The organism is Mycobacteroides sp. H001 (assembly GCF_001440005.1).
Classification (GTDB): domain Bacteria; phylum Actinomycetota; class Actinomycetes; order Mycobacteriales; family Mycobacteriaceae; genus Mycobacterium; species Mycobacterium gwanakae.
Window position 1 is genome coordinate 97,347 of sequence record NZ_LJYH01000048.1, and the last position, 19,592, is coordinate 116,938.

Annotated in this window: 19 protein-coding genes; 9 read left to right on the forward strand and 10 right to left on the reverse strand. The window is 64.4% G+C overall.

Annotation, left to right across the window (positions count from 1 at the left end):
• The first annotated feature begins 15 nt into the window (after window positions 1-15).
• Window positions 16-1,893 (forward strand): glycosyltransferase family 39 protein, encoded by a 1,878-nt coding sequence (locus tag AOT83_RS24490; RefSeq protein WP_057963736.1) that lies wholly within the window; start codon window positions 16-18, stop codon window positions 1,891-1,893.
• A gap of 8 nt (window positions 1,894-1,901) precedes the next feature.
• Here AOT83_RS24490 and ligA read toward each other — a convergent pair whose 3' ends face one another.
• Window positions 1,902-3,956, reverse strand: a complete 2,055-nt coding sequence (gene ligA, locus AOT83_RS24495) for an NAD-dependent DNA ligase LigA (RefSeq protein WP_030094138.1) — start codon at window positions 3,954-3,956, stop codon at window positions 1,902-1,904.
• A 52-nt stretch (window positions 3,957-4,008) separates the two neighbouring features.
• Between ligA and AOT83_RS24500 the strand changes: the two genes are divergently transcribed.
• The 5 genes from AOT83_RS24500 to AOT83_RS24520 all read left to right on the forward strand — a co-directional run bounded on the left by AOT83_RS24500 (window position 4,009) and on the right by AOT83_RS24520 (window position 7,715).
• A complete protein-coding gene (locus AOT83_RS24500) occupies window positions 4,009-4,416 on the forward strand; it encodes an MmcQ/YjbR family DNA-binding protein (RefSeq protein WP_057963714.1) in 408 nt (135 codons plus the stop codon).
• Window positions 4,417-4,486: 70 nt separating this feature from the next.
• Window positions 4,487-5,239, forward strand: coding sequence for a hypothetical protein (locus AOT83_RS24505; RefSeq protein WP_030094140.1), 753 nt, complete (start codon window positions 4,487-4,489; stop codon window positions 5,237-5,239).
• 92 nt (window positions 5,240-5,331) lie between these two features.
• Window positions 5,332-6,189, forward strand: a complete 858-nt coding sequence (locus AOT83_RS24510) for a hypothetical protein (protein WP_057963715.1) — start codon at window positions 5,332-5,334, stop codon at window positions 6,187-6,189.
• Window positions 6,190-6,194: 5 nt separating this feature from the next.
• On the forward strand, window positions 6,195-6,875 hold the full coding sequence (locus tag AOT83_RS24515) for a hypothetical protein (protein WP_057963716.1): 681 nt from the start codon (window positions 6,195-6,197) through the stop codon (window positions 6,873-6,875).
• Between the two features lie 18 nt (window positions 6,876-6,893).
• Complete coding sequence (locus AOT83_RS24520; protein ID WP_030094143.1) at window positions 6,894-7,715, forward strand: crotonase/enoyl-CoA hydratase family protein; 822 nt, start codon at window positions 6,894-6,896, stop codon at window positions 7,713-7,715.
• Here the strand turns inward: AOT83_RS24520 and bluB are convergent.
• Genes bluB through AOT83_RS24535 form a run of 3 tightly spaced genes read right to left on the reverse strand, consistent with a single transcriptional unit; the run spans window position 7,712 to window position 10,804 of the window.
• A complete protein-coding gene (gene bluB, locus AOT83_RS24525) occupies window positions 7,712-8,335 on the reverse strand; it encodes a 5,6-dimethylbenzimidazole synthase (RefSeq protein ID WP_030094144.1) in 624 nt (207 codons plus the stop codon). The two genes, AOT83_RS24520 and bluB, sit on opposite strands and share 4 nt — an antisense overlap.
• Entirely contained in the window at window positions 8,335-9,339 is a 1,005-nt protein-coding gene (locus tag AOT83_RS24530; protein ID WP_030094145.1) for a methionine synthase, read from the reverse strand. Before AOT83_RS24530 ends, bluB begins: the two co-directional genes overlap by 1 nt.
• Before the next feature lie 16 nt (window positions 9,340-9,355).
• Entirely contained in the window at window positions 9,356-10,804 is a 1,449-nt protein-coding gene (locus AOT83_RS24535) for an NCS2 family permease (RefSeq protein WP_057963717.1), read from the reverse strand.
• A 222-nt stretch (window positions 10,805-11,026) separates the two neighbouring features.
• Here AOT83_RS24535 and AOT83_RS24540 point away from each other — a divergent pair, with 222 nt between their 5' ends.
• Both AOT83_RS24540 and AOT83_RS24545 read left to right on the forward strand, forming a co-directional pair.
• Window positions 11,027-12,013 carry an acyl-ACP desaturase gene (locus AOT83_RS24540; protein ID WP_057963737.1) on the forward strand — a complete coding sequence of 329 codons (987 nt, stop codon included), beginning with the start codon at window positions 11,027-11,029 and terminating at the stop codon, window positions 12,011-12,013.
• 92 nt (window positions 12,014-12,105) lie between these two features.
• Entirely contained in the window at window positions 12,106-12,969 is an 864-nt protein-coding gene (locus AOT83_RS24545; RefSeq protein WP_057963718.1) for an SGNH/GDSL hydrolase family protein, read from the forward strand.
• A gap of 4 nt (window positions 12,970-12,973) precedes the next feature.
• On the opposite strand, the gene AOT83_RS24550 is transcribed toward AOT83_RS24545, so the two are convergent.
• Together AOT83_RS24550 and AOT83_RS24555 are read right to left on the reverse strand one after the other, a co-directional pair.
• Complete coding sequence (locus AOT83_RS24550; protein ID WP_057963719.1) at window positions 12,974-13,354, reverse strand: limonene-1,2-epoxide hydrolase family protein; 381 nt, start codon at window positions 13,352-13,354, stop codon at window positions 12,974-12,976.
• Entirely contained in the window at window positions 13,351-14,499 is a 1,149-nt protein-coding gene (locus AOT83_RS24555; RefSeq protein WP_198530384.1) for a dihydrodipicolinate reductase, read from the reverse strand. The genes AOT83_RS24550 and AOT83_RS24555 overlap by 4 nt, the downstream gene beginning before the upstream one ends.
• Window positions 14,500-14,563: 64 nt before the next feature.
• On the opposite strand from AOT83_RS24555, the gene AOT83_RS24560 reads away from it, so the two are divergent.
• Complete coding sequence (locus AOT83_RS24560; RefSeq protein ID WP_057963721.1) at window positions 14,564-15,421, forward strand: helix-turn-helix domain-containing protein; 858 nt, start codon at window positions 14,564-14,566, stop codon at window positions 15,419-15,421.
• A 1-nt stretch (window position 15,422) separates the two neighbouring features.
• On the opposite strand, the gene mnmA is transcribed toward AOT83_RS24560, so the two are convergent.
• From mnmA to AOT83_RS24580, 4 genes are read right to left on the reverse strand one after another with little or no spacing between them, the layout of a single operon-like run.
• Window positions 15,423-16,490, reverse strand: a complete 1,068-nt coding sequence (gene mnmA / locus AOT83_RS24565) for a tRNA 2-thiouridine(34) synthase MnmA (RefSeq protein WP_057963722.1) — start codon at window positions 16,488-16,490, stop codon at window positions 15,423-15,425.
• Window positions 16,487-17,698 carry a cysteine desulfurase family protein gene (locus AOT83_RS24570; RefSeq protein WP_057963723.1) on the reverse strand — a complete coding sequence of 404 codons (1,212 nt, stop codon included), beginning with the start codon at window positions 17,696-17,698 and terminating at the stop codon, window positions 16,487-16,489. Before AOT83_RS24570 ends, mnmA begins: the two co-directional genes overlap by 4 nt.
• 46 nt (window positions 17,699-17,744) lie before the next feature.
• On the reverse strand, window positions 17,745-18,599 hold the full coding sequence (locus AOT83_RS24575; RefSeq protein ID WP_030094151.1) for a lysophospholipid acyltransferase family protein: 855 nt from the start codon (window positions 18,597-18,599) through the stop codon (window positions 17,745-17,747).
• A 2-nt stretch (window positions 18,600-18,601) separates the two neighbouring features.
• Entirely contained in the window at window positions 18,602-19,474 is an 873-nt protein-coding gene (locus AOT83_RS24580; protein WP_057963724.1) for a GNAT family N-acyltransferase, read from the reverse strand.
• Window positions 19,475-19,592 lie beyond the last annotated feature (118 nt).

Sequence of the window (19,592 nt, forward strand, 5' to 3'; positions counted from 1 at the left end):
GACATCGACGCGTCCATGAGCCAGACTCGTGAACGGCTCATCTTCGCTGCCATTCTGTTGACGATCACCGTGGTGTACCTCTGGGACATCAGCCACAACGGGTGGTCCAACACCTTCTATGCGGCGGCCGTGCAATCAGGCAGTGAAAGCTGGAAGGCTTGGTTCTTCGGCAGCTTCGATCCGCAGAACTACGTGACGGTCGACAAGCCCGCCGGCGGTTTGTGGTTGATGGGATTGTCCGCCAGGATATTTGGCTTTTCCAGCGCCAGCATGCTGATCCCGCAGGCCATCCTCGCGATCGTCAGCGCCGCACTGATTCGCGCAACGGTACGGCGGCAGGCCGGACCGAGTGCCGGCCTGCTCGCGGCGGCCCTGTTCGCTCTCATCCCGGTGGTCTCGGTGATGTTCCGGCATTCCAATCCCGACGCACCCATGGTGTTTGGCATGGTGGTGGCCGCATACTTCACCACGCGTGCAATCGATTCCGAGCGCTCACGCAGTGCCGCCGGCTGGCTGGCACTCGCCGGAGTCGGTATCGGGTTCGCGTTCCTGTGCAAGACACTCGAAGGTCTACTGGTGGCTCCGGCGCTGCTCCTGGCCTATCTGGTATCCGCGAAATGGCCTTGGAAGACAACGCTTATGCACCTGCTGGGTGCGGCCGGCGCCCTCTTGGCCGCATCGGGTTGGTGGATGGCCGCCGTCGCGCTGACCCCGGCAGCCAGTCGCCCCTACGTCGACAACTCCACCGACAACAGTGAATGGACGCTGGCGGTTGGCTACAACGGCCTGGACCGCCTGCTCGGTGACAACTCGAACGGGATGGGCGGCGGCCGGGGAAGTGGTCCTTCGTTCTCGGGTACCCCGGGCATCTTCCGACTGTTCCAGGACACCCAGGCCGATCACATCGCATGGCTGCTTCCCACTGCGTTCATCGCGCTGATCCTCGGACTTGTCACCGTCAGCAGGACGCCGCAGACCGCGGGCTGGTTGGGCCGCCTGCGCACCATCACCACCCATCCCGCGGGAGCAGGCCTCGTTTTGTGGGGCACCTGGATGGTGTCCAACTACGTGATCCTCAGTTACATGGCCAAACAATTCCACCCCTACTACACCTCGGCCATGGCCCCTGCCATCGCCGGTTCGCTGGCCATCGGCACGGTGCTGTTGTGGCGGCATCGGTCCGAGCGCATCGGCAAATTCGGGCTGAGCGCGTTCACGCTCAGTGCCACCGTCATGGCCTTCGTACTACTGCGGCGCATACCGACCTGGCTGCCCTGGCTGCGCTGGCTTCTGCTGATCGGCGGGATCGTCGCGGCCGTTGCCCTCGCCCTGGGCGCACTCGAACGTAACGCGCGCCTGCGCTATGCCATTGCCGCACTGGCCCTTGCAGTTTCATTGGGAGGCTCGCTCGCGTTCACCATCGCCAATGTGACCACCCCGAAGGTCGGGGGGCTCTCGACGTCCGGCCCGGCGATCGCCAACGAGGAGAAGTTCGGCGGCCAGGCACCCACGCCGCTGGATCCGGCACTGGCGGCGTTGATCAAGGATTCCGGCGCCAGATGGCCGGTGGCGACGACCAACACCCGCACCGCCGCTCCCATTCAGTTGGAGACCAACGCACCCGTGATGGCGATCGGCGGATTCTCCGGCCGCGACAACCCCATCACCCTGCAGCAGTTCATCGATTACACGCAGGATGGCACCGTCCAGTTCTATGCCGAATCCGTCAAGGATAAGGACAAAGACAAGGAGCAGGACAAACCGCAACCACAGAAGGACGGCGACACCAAGCGGGTGGCCGATGACGTCCAGAAGTGGGTCGAAACCCACTTCTCCTCAAAGGATTACGGCGACCTACGAGTATTCGATCTGTCGGTTCCGCCGAAACCTTAGGGGCAGTTTCACGCTGAGTCGGCGGGAGGCCCGTCGGCCAGCAACGCCCGGAAGCCGTCCTCGTCGAGGATTGTCACGCCCAGCTCAACGGCCTTGTCGTACTTGGATCCCGGCGCATCACCGACGACGACGAACGCCGTCTTCTTGGACACCGAACTCGCGGACTTGCCGCCCCGGGCAATGATGGCCTCCTTCGCCTCATCACGCGAAAACCCTGGGAGTGAACCGGTTACGACGATCGACAAGCCTTCGAGATTGCGCGGTATCGACTCATCACGTTCATCGGCCATCCGAACACCCGCGGCGCGCCATTTGTCGACGATGGCGCGATGCCAGTCGACGGTGAACCAATCCACCACCGCCGCGGCAATCGTGGCACCCACCCCCTCGACGGCGGCCAGCTGTTCGACAGAGGCTCCCTCGATGGCTTCCAATTCACCGAACTCGGTGGCCAGCGCGCGCGCCGCCGTCGGACCGACGTGGCGGATCGACAGCGCCACCAACACACGCCACAGCTGTTGCTGTTTCGCCTTGTCCAGGTTCTCCAGCAGCCGACTTCCGTTGGCGGACAATGACCCATTCTTGGTCTTGAACAGGTCGGTGCGCAGCAGGTCCTCGGCTGTGAGGCTGAACAGATCTCCCTCATCCTCGATAACCCCTGCCGAAAGCAGGGCAATGGCCGCCTCATAACCGAGTGCCTCGATATCGAAGGCACCACGCCCTGCCACGTGGAATACCCGCTCACGCAGCTGGGCCGGGCAGCTTCGCGAATTCGGGCAGCGAATATCGGCGTCGCCCTCCTTCTCGTGAGCCAGTACGGTGCCGCATTCGGGACAGGTTGTGGGCATGACGAATTCGCGTTCGGACCCGTTCCGCAGATCGGCGACCGGACCCAGAACTTCCGGGATGACGTCCCCGGCCTTACGGATAACCACAGTGTCGCCGATCAACACGCCCTTGCGTTTGACCTCGGATGCGTTGTGCAGGGTCGCCAACGACACCGTGGATCCGGCCACCTTGACGGGGGTCATGTAGGCGAAGGGGGTAACCCGCCCCGTTCGGCCCACGCTCACCCGGATGTCGAGCAGTTCGGTGGTCGCCTCCTCGGGCGGGTACTTGTAGGCGATGGCCCAGCGCGGTGCGCGCGAGGTGCTGCCCAGGCGGCGTTGCAGCGCCACCGTGTCGACCTTCACGACAAGACCGTCGATCTCGTGTTCCACATCATGGCGATGCTCGGCCCAATAGTTGACGCGTTCCTGAACCTGCGCGATGCCCCGCACCTTGGTGGTGTGGGTAGAGACGGGTAAACCCCACTGCCCCAACGCCAAATAAGCCTCGTGCAGGCTCTCCGGAGCGAACCCCTCGGCGCGGCCAAGCCCGTGGCAGATCATCCGCAGCCGCCGCCTGGCCGTGATGGCCGGGTTCTTCTGCCGCAGACTGCCCGCGGCACTGTTGCGCGGATTGGCGAACGGCGGCTTACTCTCCTCCACCAGCGAGGCATTCAACGCCTCGAAATCCTCCAGCCGGAAGAAGACCTCGCCACGTACCTCCAGGAGTGCGGGTATCGGGTATTCCTTTGAGGCCGTGAGCCTTTCCGGTACATCCTCGATGGTCCTGGCGTTCAGGGTGACATCCTCGCCGCTGCGGCCATCTCCGCGCGTCGCGCCGCGCACCAGCACACCGTTCTCATACACCAACGAAAGTGCGACCCCGTCGATCTTCAGCTCGCACAGGTATTCCGGTTCTTCCCCGATATCGCCGCGAACGCGGGCATCCCAGGCCGTCAACTCCTCTGAACTGAATGCGTTGTCCAGACTGAGCATTCGCTCCAGGTGGTCAGCAGATCCGAATTCGGTGACAAACCCTGCTCCACCCACCAGCTGCGTGGGTGAGTCCGGGGTCTGCAACTCGGGATGCTGCGCTTCCAGGGCCTCGAGCTCCTTCAAGAGGCGATCGAACTCGCCGTCGGAGACGACCGGGGCGTCCTTGACGTAGTAGCGGAACTGGTGCCCACGCACCTCGTCGGCAAGCTCACGCCACTGGCGCTGCACGTCAGGATCCACATCGGCAGGCTAACCCACCCGCCCGACAGTGCCCGAACCCTACGATGGGCCCATGGGCACGCATCCCATCATGTTCACCGAGGACGATCCCGGCCTGGCAGAACTTCGCCAGCTGGCACTCGCACTACCCGAGGCTGCCGAACAGATCTCCTGGGGCCGGCCCGTCTTCAAAGCGGGCAAGATCTTCGCGATGTTCGGCGGCAACGCCAAAGGAGACGCCAAGGGCGAGATGATCGCCTACCCGTATTCCGTGCTGGTCAAGGTGGACGATTCCGAGCGCCCCGCGCTCCTCCAGGACGACCGCTTCTACTACCCGGCGTACATGGGGCCCTACGGCTGGCTGGGGCTCGACTTCAGCACCGCCAATGTGGACTGGGATGAGGTCGCCGAGCTGCTCGATGCTTCCTACCGATTGATCGCCACCAAGCGGCTGATCAAGTTGCTCGATCAGCGCGACTGATCCCTCACCTATCCCTACACTGTGTTTCAAAGCTTTGCCTATTACTCGGAGAGACAGGCTGGGGTACGAATTGTCTGTTGCTAGCAGATTGTGCGGCGGCCTCGCCGTAGCCGCGTTGGCCGCGGTGGCGTTGGCCCCTTCGGCTCTGGCGGATGGCCCCCTGGTGTTTCCCGGGATGGAGATCATCCAGGGGACTCAGAGCTGCACGCTCGGGTTCGTGGATCCCGACGCGCGTTTCGGCCTCACCGCGGGCCATTGCGCCATGGATACCGATGGCCCGGTGTACGACTCGGCCGGCAATGTGATCGGCGTCCTCGTCATCGCCGGTTCCAACCTGCGTGACGGCGACCGGATCGACGGCACCAAGTACGTGATCGACTACGAGGCCATCAAATTCCGCAATGACGTAGCGATCAACGACATACTGCCCAACGGGATTCGGCTTGAGCGCGGCAGCGGAATCCAGCCGCACACCGGACTGCCGGTGTGCCGTAACGGCGTCACCACCGGAGAGTCCTGCGGCACCGTCACCACGGTCAACAATGGCTGGTTCGAGATCGACGGACTACCCGCCGACCACGGCGACTCGGGCAGCCCGGTGTACTCGATCACCTCACCGGGGCACGGTGCCATTGTCGGGATCGCCCGCGGAACTACCCGCAGCGTCGAGACCGGCGTGGTGCAAACCACCGCGATTTCCTGGTCGACCGTCGTCAATCAACTGCGAGAAGACCTCGAGAAAGCACCCGACGCTCCCCCGCCACCTGGGCATTCACCTGCTCCGACCACACTTCCTGCACCAGAGGACGCCTCGTTCGCATAGGCTCGTAGCGACACGGAGAGTCGTGCCGCGTGCTCTCCTAACACTGGTCGGGGCTTTATTGACGGTGAACGTGGCAGACAGAGAGCTACGGCGTGACCAGTGTCGGCGACAACGGTCGACGGACCGAACCGCAGGGACGGTTCCCGGTGTGGGCCGCGGCCCTCATCGTGTTGTGCGGCCTTGGCCTCGCGAACCCGGCTGCCGCACATGCGGACCCGCTGATTTATCCGGGCATGGAGATCATCCAGCGCCCACCCGGGAAGGAATCACTGAGCTGCACCCTTGGCTTCGTGGATCCTGCTGCGCGCGTGGGCGTCACCGCGGGTCACTGTGGCGGTAATGGGCCGGTGTTCACTAGCGACGGCGTGCGCATCGGTCAGCTCGCCGTGGCCCAGTCCAACATCAAGCCCGAAGGACCGTTGTCCCGCGACGACTACCGAATCGACTACGAGGGCATCGCCTTCGACGAGGGCGTGCCGATTAACAACGTGCTGCCCAACGGACTGCGGCTCGGGGTCGACCCGGCGGTCGTTCCCCGCGATGGCCTGGCGGTGTGCCGGGTGGGAATCACCACCGGCGAGGCGTGCGGTGCCATCGCCGGTTTCGGTAATGGCTGGTTCCTCGTCGACGGCCTGCCCGCCGACCACGGCGACTCCGGTAGTGCCGTGTACACCGTCACCTCTCCCGGCAACGCCGCCATCGTGGGCATCGTGAGCGCGCGCTTCACCGCCAATCAGACCCGCCGGGAGTCCACCGTGGCGTTGTCCTGGCCCACGGTGCAACAGCAGATCCGAAATGACATTGCGGCGGCCGCGAGCCGCCCCGAGATCGCGAGCCCCGTGGCCATCAATCCACAGGCACCGCCCAATCCGCAGGCGCCGCCGATGGTCCTGCCTCCCGCGCCCTCCGATGACCGCCCGTCCGGTCCCGCGAGAATGGTTGTCCCCTAGCCCTCATGCGCCCGTTTTTCTGGATAACGACCATCGTCGCTGTGTTGTGCGCGCTTCCCGCAGCCAACCCCGCGTCGGCTCATGCTGACCCGCCGCTGGTGTATCCCGGCATGCTCATCTATCAGGGCTCGCTGAGCTGCACGCTCGGGTTCGTCGATCCCGGGCTTCGGGTGGGCATCACGGCCGGGCACTGCGTCAACGGCGACGGGATCGTTCGCAATGGGGACTTCGCGGCGATAGGACACAAGATCCTCGCCCACGACAACCGTCCCCCTGAGGGCCCGGTCTACGAGAACGAATACACCATCGACTACGAAGCGATCTCGATCGATGACGGATTGCCCGTCAACGATGTCATGGCCAACGGTCAACGGCTCGAACGCGATGACACGGTTACTCCCGATATTGGTATGCCGGTCTGCCGCACCGGCTTCACCACAGGCGATGCGTGTGGATCGGTAACCCGACTTGGCAACGGCTGGTTCAGGTTTAACGGTCCGGTGATCGCCAAGGGCGATTCGGGAGGCCCGGTGTACACCCATGTTGGCGACCGCACCGTGCTCGTCGGCATCATTCGCGGTTTCATGACAAGCCAGTCCGGAGACGACGTGCAGTCCTGGGCAATGTCCTGGCAGTCGGTGATCAAGCAGCTCCGCGAGGACCGCAAGGGTCTGCTGCCCGCCTGAACCCGTAGGCTCACGCACATGAGCGACTGGAAAGCCTTCACCGTCGAGACCACGGGGCATATCGCCCAGGTCACCCTCATCGGGCCCGGCAAGGGTAATGCGATGGGACCCGATTTCTGGCGGGAACTGCCGCTGATCTTCACCGAACTCGACGCCGACCCGGAGATACGGGCAATCGTGCTCGCGGCCGCCGGCTCCCATTTCAGTTACGGGCTGGACCTGGCCGCGATGGCGGGCACCTTCATGCCGCTGCTGGCCGATAAGGCGCTGGCCAAGCCGCGCACCGAGTTCCTCGACGAGATTCGGAGGCTGCAGGCCTCGGTGACCGCCGTCGCAGCCTGCCGCAAGCCCGTGATCGCCGCGGTGCAGGGCTGGTGCATCGGTGGCGGCGTCGACCTCATCGCGGCCGCCGATATCCGGTATGCAAGTGCCGAGGCGAAGTTCAGTGTGCGCGAGGCCAAGGTCGCGATTGTCGCCGATATTGGCTCGCTGCATCGTCTTCCACCGATCATCGGTGATGGCCACCTGCGTGAACTGGCGTTCACCGGCAAGGACATCGATGCCGCTCGGGCCGAGAAGATCGGTCTCGTCAACGATGTGTTCGACACCCCCGAGGCAACGCTAGCGGCCGCGCATGCCACCGCTGCCGAGATCGCGGCCAACCCCCCGCTGGTGGTGCAGGGCGTCAAGGACGTGCTGGGCCGCGAGCGCGAAAGTGTGGTAGCCGACGGCCTCAAGTACGTGTCGACCTGGAACGCCGCCTTCCTGCCGTCGGAGGACTTACAGGAAGCCATCGGTGCGGTCTTCGAGAAGCGGGAACCCGACTTCAAGGGACGCTAGGTCTCCCGGTACCGGCCCCAGTGCACGGCGTCATCCAACGGACGCCCGCTGCGCCAGCCGAATCGTTCCAGATCGGGCCGCTCGGCGAACTCACACACCGGCCCGACACACAACCAGGCGATCGGTCTGATGTGCGTTGGCGCGCCGATTAATTCGGCCAGGAACTGTTCTTCATAGAACGACACCCAGCCGACGCCGATACCTTCGGTGACCGCGGCGAGCCACAGGTTCTGGATCGCGAGCACCGCCGAAAACAGGCCCGCATCGGCAATGGTGTGCCGCCCCAAGACATGCGGACCACCACGGCCGTGATCGTAGGTGACCACCACCCCAGTACCGCTTTCGCAGATTCCCTCAATTTTGATGGGATCGAAGGTCTTTCGCCGCTCCGAGGGGAGGCTGTCCGCGAATCGCTCACGCTGCTCGGCAACATGGGCCGCGAAGTTCTCCAGAACCTCCACCTCGCGCACCACCACGAAATCCCAGGGCTGGCTGTTCCCCACGCTGGGCGCGCGATGCGCGGCCTGCAGCAGCTTCAGCAACGTCGTATCGTCGATGACCTCTCCGGTGAACTCCGCGCGTACGTCCCGGCGGGTAGCGATGGCCTGGTAGACGTCCATCACAGCGCGTCCGGGTCGGCATCGATCAGATCGCTGACCTTGCGCGTCAATTCGGTTGCCCTGCGCGCCCATGGGAGATCGGCTCCGGCAAGCCCACATCCGGCACTGATGCCGATGCGATCCCGCAGCACCGCGCGCCCAAAGCCCAGTTTGTCGGCGAGCGCCGCGGTACTGGCCGCCAGCACGTCCGATGAGACGGGCACGGTCGGCGAAAGGGAGGGAATCACACCGAGTAGCGCCACCTTGCCCGTATCCAGCACCGAAGCCAGCCCATCGAGCGCCTGCGCATCCGCCACGTACGCGGCATCCACCGCGACCCCACGAATATCGGCGCCCCGCAAGAGCTCCCACGGGGGGTCGGCCGCACAGCAATGCACCACCAGTTCACCACCCACCGCGGCAGCGCACTGGTCCAACAGAGCCGTCGCCGTCGCCGTGTCGACGGGATGCACCGGCGAGAACATGCTGGTTCCCGACAGTCTGCCGTCCAGTGCGGCGGGCAGCGAGGGTTCGTCGACCTGCACCAGTACGGGAACGCCAAGTCGACGAGAAAGCGTGGCTTGATGCTGCGCAAGCCCTTCCGCCAGAGATGCCGCCAGGTCCCGCACCGCTCCGGGGTCGGTGATCGCGCGATGACCGTTGGCAAGTTCTAATTGTGCGGCGAGCGTCACCGGCCCCGGACCCTGCACCTTCACCGCGCGTTCGCTCCCCCGATGCCCGCCACGCTCCCACTCCTCTTCGAGTGCATCCATGTCCTCGTCCAGGAATCCGCGCGCGCGCCGGACCACTGCGCCGGGCCGGGCGGTCGTCCGGTAACCGGTAGGTGAGACGTCGAGGGCGATATCGACCAACAGTGCCGCGGCCCGGCCGATCAGATCGGCGCCCACTCCGCGCGCGGGCAGCTCCACAAGGTGAGGCAGCGGTAGCTCAGCCACCACAATCTCCGTCGCGGCTCGCACCTGTAACCCCGGCCACGAGCCGAGGCCAGTTCCCTTCGCCCACATATTCACCCCGAGAACGTTAGGTGATGAGCGATTCGATCGGACCCTTGGCGAAGTAGACGACGAACAATCCCGCCACCACGTACAGCAGCGGATGCACGGCGCGAAGCCGGGCCCCGCGCTCCCCTGATACGACGGCCAGCACCACCCAGCTGATGAACCCCACACCGATGCCATTGGCGATCGAATAGGTAAACGGCATGGTCACCACGGTCAGAAAACAGGGCAACGCGTACTCGAAGCGGGTGAGGTCGATGCTGCGCAGCTGGCCGATCATCATGGCGCCCACCACCACCAGGGCCGGCGCCGCGGCCTCCAGCGGCACCACCGAATACAGCGGGGTGAAGAACATCGCCGCCAGGAACAGCAGACCGGTCACCACATTGGCCAGCCCGGTCCGGGCACCCTCGGCGATACCGGAGGCAGACTCCACGAACACGGTGTTCGAGGACGAGGAGGAGACGCCTCCAACGACCGCACCAACGCCCTCCACCGATAGCGCGCGTCCGATTCCCGGCAGAGTGCCGTGTTCGTCGGTCAGAGCGGCCTCCTTGCCCAGACCGGTCATGGTTCCCATCGCGTCGAAGAAGTTCGAGAGCACCAGCGCGAACACCAGCACCGTCGCCGACAGCACACCCACCCGGGTGAATGCGCCGAACATGTCCACCTGACCGAGCAGGCTCAGGTCCGGCATGCCGCCCGCCGAGGACGGCCAGGCGGGCACGGTGAGGTTCCATCCCTTGGTATCGACGGGCTGCGCACCGCGTTCGGTCAGCGCCTGCGCGATCATCGAGATCCCCGTCATCACGACGATGCCGATAAGCAGTCCGCCACGAACCTTGCACACCACCAGAATTCCCATCAACAGCACGCCAGCGGCGAAGATCAGGGTCGGGATGGTGGCCACCGAGTTGTCGATTCCCAAACCAACCGGCACGGTGGTGTTCGCCGCGTCGGGGATGCGTCGCACAAACCCGGCGTCAACGAAGCCGATGAATGCGATGAAACATCCGATTCCGGCGGCGATCGCCGCCTTCAGTTCATCGGGAATGGCATGGAACACCGCGGTGCGGAAACCTGAGATACCCAGCGCCACAATGACCAGGCCGTCGACAATCACCAACCCCATGGCCTCGGGCCAGCTCATCTGCGACGCAAAGGACACCGCGAGCAGACTGTTGATGCCCAGCCCCGCAGCAAGCGCGAACGGGTAGTTGGCGATGAACCCGAACAGTATGGACATCACCCCGGCGGCCAGGGCCGTCACCGCCGCCACCTGACCCACCGGCAGCACATGGCCCAGCACGTCAGCGTTGTGCGCGCGTCCCGGCTCGCCACCGATGATGAGCGGGTTGAGCACCACGATGTACGCCATCGCGAAAAAAGTGACGATCCCACCGCGAACTTCCCGCCCCAGCGTCGACTGCCGCTCGGAGATCCGGAAGAACCGGTCGACTAGGCCATTCATAGCCGTTGAAAGTACAGGTCCCGGTTGCCGGTCGCCCGCCGCAATCGAACGCGGGATTCCGCGTCGGGCCGCACTCGGCGTCCGGTTCGGGAACCAGTGGGAGGAGGGACTTTCCAACCCCAGGTAGAGGACCTTCGTCACTAGGACGGTGCGCGGCCATCCGGTCGAATATAAGTGTCACTTTTAGACACAGATAACTCGACCGAATCCGAGGACCGCACCGTGCCGCAGAAGGAATACACCGACCTCGAGCTCCTCCACGAGCTCGAACCCGTGGTGGAGGAGAACACTCATCGCCACCTCGGCGTGTTCAAAGAGTGGAACCCGCACGACTACATCCCGTGGTCCGAGGGCAAGAACTACAAGGCACTGGGCGGGCAGGACTGGGATCCCGAGCAATGCAAACTCTCCGAACTCGCCAAGGTTGCCATGATCACCAACCTGCTCACCGAGGACAACCTGCCCGCATATCACCGCGAGATCGCCATGAACTTCACCATGGACGGACCATGGGGCACCTGGGTGAACCGGTGGACGGCAGAAGAACAGCGTCACAGCATCGCGATTCGTGATTATCTCGTCGTCACGCGGTCCGTCGATCCGGTGGAACTGGAGAAGCTGCGTGTCGAGCAGATGACCCGCGGATTCTCCCCCGGACAGAACCGCCAGGGCGGCGACCACATGTTCGCCGACAGCCTGTTCGACTCGGTGGCCTATGTGTCATTTCAGGAACTGGCCACCCGTGTTTCGCACCGCAACACCGGCGTCGCCTGTGCCGAACCCATCGCGCAGGAACTCCTCAAACACATCTCCAATGACGAGAACCTGCACATGATCTTCTACCGCAACATGGTCGAGGCCGGTCTCGAGATCGCACCCAACCAGGCGGTGAAATCGATTCACAAGGTTCTCGACAACTTCACGATGCCCGGCTACACGATCCCCGGCTTCCGCCGTAACGCGGTCACCATCGCCACCGGCGGCGTGTACGACCCGCAGTCACACCTTGCCGAGGTCGTCCAGCCGGTGCTGCGCAAGTGGCGCATCTTCGAGCGTGACGACATCAACGGCGAGGGCGAGTGGTACCGCGAAGACCTGCACCGCATCATCACCGGCCTCAAGAAGACCGCCAGCGATTTCGAAGAGGTCAAGACCAAGTACCTGGAGCGTCAGGCAAGGCGCGCCGAGCGGATGGCGGCCAAGGTGTAACCCTCGGTAACGTCGACATGGGCAAACGGCGATATCCCGTTCAGTAGGATTGGACGGGGCCGTCTGCCGGCCGACGGGGATGAGAGGGATACATGCGCGCGGTCAAGACGCTCTCGACGGTGTTCGGCATCGCCACGATGTTCGCGGCGACTGTCACCGGCCCTGCGATCGCGTCGGCCGAACCCGTGGCGGGCGCCCAGTTGGTCGCGATCGGAGATTCGTTCATGGCGGCGGGTTCTAACGCCGCCGGTATCACCGGCCCGGTCGGCACCGCCTGCAACCAGGCGACCGACAATGTCGCGCATCTGGTCGCCACGTCATTCCCGCAGATGACATTCGCCGACTACTCCTGTGTCGGCGCGCTCTCCACCGACGTCTACACACCCTCCACACGCGGCCCGCAGAACACGGGGCTGTCCCCGGCCACCAAGGTCGCGATCGTCTCCATTGGCGGCAACGACGCCGGATTCGAGCAGATCGCCACCGACTGCCTGTTCGCGCTGAGCTGCCCGCCGGAGAAGAAGGCGCAATTCAGCGCCAACGTCGCCTCGGTGGGCCCGAAACTCACGGGCGCGTACGCCGCCATCCGTCAGGCGGCCCCGAACGCGCGCGTGTTCACGGTGGGCTACCTGCCCATCCTTCCGCCGGACGCCAAGGGATGTCTGGTCGGCCTGATCAACACGCAAGAGACCATCACCTTCCTCAATGGTCTGCAACGTCAGCTCAACGACACGATCGTCTCCGAATCCTCGAAGGCGGGGTTCACCCCTGTCATCCCGGCGACCAGTAGCGACCACAGCGTGTGCGCATCCGATTTCCAGCGCTACGTGTCGATGACGGGTACCGGCGTAGGCGATGAGGGAATTCCGATGCACCCGACCGCACCGGGACGGCAGTATGTCGCCGAACGCATCGCGATCGCCATGCGTTCAGCGGGAATTCCGTCGGCTTCCTGAGACGTCAGGCGGACGCCGCCTGGAACGCCTTCGTCATCTCACCCATGTCGAAGTAGTCACGCCATACCCGGATCTTTCCGTCGACGAGCTCGAAGATTCCCATCACCGGTAGCGGCACCGACGCACCGTTGACACGCATCGTGTCGGTACGTTCGTTCATCACCACCTTCCCCGCAGAGACCTGCTGATGGATCTGAAAATCTATGCCATCGAGCACCGCGGCCCATCCATTCAGGAGGGTCGCGATTGCTTCCCTACCGACCGCCGGCTCCATCGGAATATTGTGGTAGACAGCGTCATCAGTGAAGAACGCAATCATCTGCTCTACGTCCATCGATGCCCATAGGCCACAGAACTCACGAACAATCTCGTCATTGGTTGTCATTTCGTTTCACCTCCCACGCAACGGCTGTCCGGAGAAAGCCCGGGGTCGACACCCATCAGCCCGACACCGGTAATAATCGGAAGGTCCAAGGCCGACAACAACCCTGGCTTCGCGGCATAGACGGCCGGAATCGCATTGACCATGCGCGCGGCACCAGCAATACGCGCACCGAGGTCATGGTCGTGGTCTTCGGCCAGCTCGAGCTCGCAGAGAATGTCTGGCGACCCCGTGATCTCGACACGATAGACGCCGCGGCCACTGGCACCACCGAAACCGAGATCCCTTGGCGCCATGGATATCCGTGGCTGCGGCCAATCCGGCGCCAAGTCATCATGCATTCGGGTGACATGGTCGACGACGATAGTTCGGCCACCCTCGACATGGCCGGTGAGGATCGATCTCATCGCGCCCACGGTTCCCGCTTCTACACGGCCGGTTGGCGTTTCGAACGATTCTTCGGCCACGAGCCGTTCCACGCTTTCTTCGATTCTGTCGATCTCGCAGCCGAGTCCATGAGCAATCTGGTGCACTGTCGGGCCCCACCCGAACGTAAAGATGCCCGGCGCCGCCGCGAAGGCCTCGAACTCGGGAGGTTTTCCAAATCCGAGAATCTCGTAGACCGCGCCCTCATCGGGATAGGTGGCGTAGTTGAACATCTCGGTCACACGAACCGAGCTGATAGATCGCGAAATTCCAGACAGCGACAGGGGCAGAACATCATTCGCGAACCCTGTGTCAATTCCTGTCGTGAGGAACGACGATCCACCTTCCAGCGCAGCGTCAGCCAGAGGCTGGGTCAGTACGTCATCTACAGCGTCGGGATAGACCAAAGGCACCACCGAGCATGAGACCACATTCTTGCCCGCACGCAGAAGCGAGACCATATCGGCGATAGCCTCCAGCGGGCGCACATTGGCGGCCGCCGCATAGATCACCACATCCGCATCGCTCTTCACCAGCGAATCCGGGTCAGCTGTGGCGACGACACCGACAGCCTCAGCCCCGCACAGCTCCCCCGCATCCCGGCCGACCTTCGCATTGCTGTGCACCACCACACCAACCAGATCCAGGTCGCGATGGTCAATCACCGCCCGGAGCGCGACGACACCCATCGATCCCGGCCCCCATACGCCTACCTTGATCACGATCCTCCTAATATTTAGAGTAGGTTCGAAATAATCGGAGGGATCGTAGGGAGGAGACCAAACGATGTCAACGGTCAAATCGCCACCCACGCAACGAGTCGTGGATGTCATTACCGCACTGGCTGATTCACCATCGGCTAGTACGCTGACCGAACTGGCACGCGCCTGTGCGATCACGACGTCGACGTGCTCTTTGCTACTGCATGATCTGGAACAGCGCGGGTGGGTGCATAGACGCGAGGACCGGCGTTACGCCCTAGGGAGTGGACTACTCCCGGTGGTTCACGGCCTACGGCGGCAGCACCCGCTGCTAGACAAGGGCCGCGACGCATTGCTGTTCCTCCACGAGATGCTCGGCGCGGCATGTTCGTTGTCGAAGATCGGTTCACGGAACATCTCAGTGATCGATGCGGTAGGGCACCCCAGCGATGCCGAACTCGACCTCGGGCAGCGCTTTCCCATCGACCCTCCATTCGGATTGGTGGCCATGGCATGGCGCGACCAACCGGCCGTCGACCAGTGGCTGCGCGAGGTCGAACCGCGGCTGACACGCGCGGACATCGACCAGCACGTGCACGTGCTCGCCGACATCCGAGAGCGCGGCTACGGCGCGTGGCGCTTCGACAACAATCAACCCGGCCTGCATGAACGGTTGACAGCGATGCTCGAGTCCGTCGACTCAACGTCTCGGCTCGCTCGACAGCTCACCACCCTCATGACCATCGTCAGCCTACAGTCGGTAACCGCGACCCTTGAAAATGATCTTTCGACAACGGAATTCGTGGTGCTGCCGATATTCGGGCGAGATCGCCAGCCTGAATATCAGATTCAAATCCATCTCGGGCAAAACAACGCACTCTCGCTCCAGCACCTGAACGAGACACTTGAGCGCGTGCAGGCCCGACTAGTGCCCGCACTGTGAATCACCGCGTGATGACGGCGCTGCCGAGCACCTCGTCACCCTCGGCGTCCGGCCGGTACAGCACCACCGTCTGCCCGGGCGCCACACCGCGCAGGGCGGTACGCAGCCGGACCTGAATCCGCTCGGCTCCCGGTTCGACAACCGCGTCGACCACCGAACCGTGCGCCCGAACCTGAACCTGGCACTCGATGGGCCCGGCCGGTACCTGCCCCGAGGTCCACACCACCGGCTCTCCCCCGAATTCCCAAATCTCGAGATCCTCAACGGTTCCCACTCGAACGGTGGCCGTGTCGGCATCGATCGATGTGACGTATCGGGGACGGCCGTCGGCGGCAGGGCCTACCAGCCCGAGCCCCTTGCGCTGACCGATGGTGAACTCGTGTACCCCCGCATGGGTGGCCAACACGCTGCCGTCGGCGTCCACCACATTCCCGCGGCGCACGCCGATGCGCGCACCGAGGAAAGCCTGGGTGTCTCCGGAAGGAATGAAGCAGATGTCATGGCTGTCGGGCTTGTTCGCGACAAGCAGTCCGCGCCGCTCGGCCTCGGCACGGATATCGGGCTTGGGACTATCGCCCACGGGGAACAGCGCGCGGCTCAGCTGCTGCGGCGTGAGCACCCCGAGCACATAGGACTGGTCCTTGTCCGCGTCGACCGCACGGCGCAGCCTGCCGTCCTGCAACCGCGCGTAGTGACCGGTGGCCACGGCATCGAAGCCCAGCGCGATGGCGCGGTCGGCCAGCGCCGCGAACTTGATCTTCTCGTTGCACTTCACACACGGATTGGGGGTGCGCCCCTCGGCGTAGGCCTCGACGAAGTCGTCGATGACGTCTTCTTTGAATCGATCGGCGAAATCCCATACATAGAAGGGGATTCCGAGCATGTCGGCAACGCGGCGGGCATCGGCGGCATCCTCTTTCGAGCAGCATCCCCGCGATCCGGTGCGCAGTGTGCCGGGTGCCGCCGACAGCGCCAGGTGCACGCCAACAACATCGTGTCCGGCATCCACCATGCGCGCAGCCGCAACCGAGGAGTCCACTCCCCCGCTCATGGCGGCCAGCACCCTCATGACCGGCCTCCGGCGCTGGCCAGGGCAGCGGCCCGGGCGCGCGGAACAGCGACCTGCAGCGCCTCGACAGCACGGGTCACATCCGAGGCCACGGAGGTGTGGCCGAAGCTGAATCGCAGCGATCCACGCGCGGCTTCGGGGTCGATACCCATCTCGATGAGCACATGCGAGGGCCGCGCGACGCCCGCCGTGCACGCCGAGCCGGTGGAACACTCGATGCCGTTGGCGTCCAGCAACATCAGCAGCGAATCGCCCTCGCATCCGGCAAAGGTGAAATGCGCGTTCCCGGGCAATCTGCCGTTTCCGACAGCACCGTTGAGCACGGAACCCTCGATCTGGGTCAGCACCTGATCGATCAGCTCGTCCCGAAGCTTTTTCAGTGTCGCGGAACCCTCACACCGTTCGGAGACGGCCTCGACAAGCGCGGTCGACATCGCCACGATCGCCGCCGTGTCGGGCGTGCCCGAACGGATGTCACGTTCGTGGCCACCACCGTGAAGCAATGGAACACAAGCGGTTTCACGCCGCAGGAGCAGTGCACCGACCCCCATGGGGCCGCCGAACTTGTGTGCGGCCACACTCATCGCCGACAGTCCGCTGAGGGCGAAATCGATATCGAGCTGGCCGACCGCACCGATGGCATCGCTGTGCATCGGAATATCGAACTCGGCAGCGATGGAAGCCAACTCGCAAATGGGGTTGATGGTGCCGACCTCGTTGTTGGCCCACATCACCGTGATGAGTGCGACGTCGTCGTGCTCGGCGAGGGCCGCGCGCAGTGCCGCGGCCGTGACGGTGCCGGCGTCATCCACCGGCAGCCACGTCACGTCAGCTCCCTCGTGGTCGGCGAGCCACTGCACCGCATCGAGGACCGCATGATGCTCGACGGCGCCGGCGATGACGCGAGTACGTCGCACATCGGCATCGCGACGTGCCCAGTAGATGCCCTTGATGGCGAGATTGTCGCTTTCGGTACCGCCGGCGGTGAAGATCACCTCGGACGGTCGGGCGCCCAGGGCCGCGGCGATCGACTCCCGCGATTCCTCTACCCGGCGCCGGGCATCACGCCCGGACCCGTGCAGCGAGGCAGCGTTCCCGGTCTGGGCCATGGTGGCCGCCATCGCCTCGATGGCGGCGGGGCGCATCGGGGTGGTTGCGGCATGGTCCAGGTAGACCGCACCTTCAGCTGGGGTTCGAGCAGCAGACATAACGCATCCAGGATAGGTCCCACCCAGGTGGGCTCGTCCAATCGCGTCAGGCTGCGATCGGTTCCGGGTGCTCCGGGTGGCTGTGGAGCTGCGGGGTTCGGTCACCGGCGCGAACGGCCGCCTCGCAGCGACTGGCCAGATCACGACGGCTCTCACCGGGCAATTGCAGCCCCGCCACCTGGATATGCGCCACTGTCATCCGTGTCGCCGTGAGGCGGCGAATGGAGGCCATCAGGGTGTCTTCGCCCACATAAGCCGGAACGGTCGACAGCTCGCCACCGGGGTAGTGATACGTCAGCCGCAACGGCTGCACCGGCCGCTGCGCGTCGATGGCGGCCTGGAACATCGCGGGGCGGAACGATCCGTACGCGCGACCGCACCAGGTGGTGCCCTCGGGGAACGCCACCACGGTCTGACCGGCCTGAAGACGGGTCGCGACGGTGTCAACCACCCGCGGCAGGGTGCGCAGATTTCCTCGCTCTATCGGGATGACCCGCATCATCCGGGCGATGACGCCTAAACCGGGCCAATCGATCAGATCTGCCCGGGCCACGAACGAGCCCGGGAGCACGGCGCCGATGGCGAAGACATCGACCCAGGACACATGGCCCGCGACCACCAGGGAACCCCGGATATCGCGGATCGGACCGCCGGATACGGAAATGCGGACGCCCAGGCAGCGCAGCATCAACCGGCAGTATCCGCGCTGCCAGCGCACCCGCCCGGGAAGTGGTATTCCCAGCAGCGGCGCAAAGGTGAGCAACGTGATCGCCATCGCGATGCGCGTCGTGGTTCGCAGGGTCCGCGTGAGCCGCCCTGGTTCGTCGATGGTGTTGGCCCGCATGCAGCTGTCGTCACAGGTTGCCTTCGGCAGCCAGGCGTGAGCGAATTCGGGTGCCATCGTTACTCCTGGCCGGCTGCCGCGCCGATTTCCGACGCCGCACCAACGGACCTCAGCCGTTTGAGATAACGGACATCGGCTTCGTCCTTGTTGAGCAACGCCATGAAGTCGGCCACACCGAAGTCGGGATCGTGGGCGGGTTCACCGAGGACCTTCGCGCCGAGCCGCAGATATCCACGCATCAACGCGGGAACCTGCACTTTGGCGGGCGGCTTGATGTCGTCGAGCCCCATCCCGTCGACAACGACCGGGTTGTAGGGGCGCACCGTGTGTTCCGGCGCGGCGGCGTGCCGCTTCATCACGAAGTCGCGCACGGCACGCACCTGGCTGCCGGGTGCGTGTTCGGGGTTGTCCTGCATGGGAACCGAGATGCATCCGGTGACGTAAGTGTAGTCGCAACGGTCCAGGTAGGCCAGAATTCCGGCCCACATCAGCAGCACAACCGCGCCGTTGCGGTGATCGCCCCGAACCACGGCGCGTCCCATCTCCACCAGCTGGGGTCGCAACGCGTCGAGCCCACTGATATCGAATTCCGTTGCGCTGTAAAGCCCTCCGGCGGCAATGGCGCCGGGCGGGGGCAGCATCCGGTAGCAGCCCACCACGTCACCCGAGGTGTCTTCACGCACCAGCAGGTGATCGCAGTGCTCGTCGAAACGGTCGGCGTCGCGTCCCTCGAACGCTGCCGGGGTGCTCGCGAGCTGGAATCCGGGCTCGCTGCTGAACACGTCGTATCGAAGCCGTTGTACGGCATCGATATCGGCGGGATCGTTCGACAGCAGCAGGGTGTACCGAGGACCCGATAGGGCACCTCCGGCGTCCCCCGCTACGTCTGAGATGGATTGATCTGCGGCGATGAGAACTGAAGCGGTACTCATGACTGCGAGATTCGCCGAGTTATGCGGCGGAACGGCATCGGAAGCGTGTCGTGTCCATGCACGATCCGTTAATTGCGGCGTTCAGTACACCAAATGCGCGCTTGCGGAACGGGATCGC

Coding starts and splice junctions, on each gene's coding strand:
- mnmA (WP_057963722.1), bottom strand. CDS start 16,490: ATGAGGGTGCTGGCCGCCATGAGCGGGGGAGTGGACTCCTCGGTTGCG.
- AOT83_RS24575 (WP_030094151.1), bottom strand. CDS start 18,599: ATGGCACCCGAATTCGCTCACGCCTGGCTGCCGAAGGCAACCTGTGAC.
- AOT83_RS24530 (WP_030094145.1), bottom strand. CDS start 9,339: ATGTGGGCGAAGGGAACTGGCCTCGGCTCGTGGCCGGGGTTACAGGTG.
- AOT83_RS24535 (WP_057963717.1), bottom strand. CDS start 10,804: ATGAATGGCCTAGTCGACCGGTTCTTCCGGATCTCCGAGCGGCAGTCG.
- AOT83_RS24560 (WP_057963721.1), top strand. CDS start 14,564: ATGTCAACGGTCAAATCGCCACCCACGCAACGAGTCGTGGATGTCATT.
- AOT83_RS24520 (WP_030094143.1), top strand. CDS start 6,894: ATGAGCGACTGGAAAGCCTTCACCGTCGAGACCACGGGGCATATCGCC.
- bluB (WP_030094144.1), bottom strand. CDS start 8,335: ATGGACGTCTACCAGGCCATCGCTACCCGCCGGGACGTACGCGCGGAG.
- AOT83_RS24550 (WP_057963719.1), bottom strand. CDS start 13,354: ATGACAACCAATGACGAGATTGTTCGTGAGTTCTGTGGCCTATGGGCA.
- AOT83_RS24570 (WP_057963723.1), bottom strand. CDS start 17,698: ATGTCTGCTGCTCGAACCCCAGCTGAAGGTGCGGTCTACCTGGACCAT.
- AOT83_RS24500 (WP_057963714.1), top strand. CDS start 4,009: ATGGGCACGCATCCCATCATGTTCACCGAGGACGATCCCGGCCTGGCA.
- AOT83_RS24545 (WP_057963718.1), top strand. CDS start 12,106: ATGCGCGCGGTCAAGACGCTCTCGACGGTGTTCGGCATCGCCACGATG.
- AOT83_RS24490 (WP_057963736.1), top strand. CDS start 16: ATGAGCCAGACTCGTGAACGGCTCATCTTCGCTGCCATTCTGTTGACG.
- AOT83_RS24580 (WP_057963724.1), bottom strand. CDS start 19,474: ATGAGTACCGCTTCAGTTCTCATCGCCGCAGATCAATCCATCTCAGAC.
- AOT83_RS24515 (WP_057963716.1), top strand. CDS start 6,195: ATGCGCCCGTTTTTCTGGATAACGACCATCGTCGCTGTGTTGTGCGCG.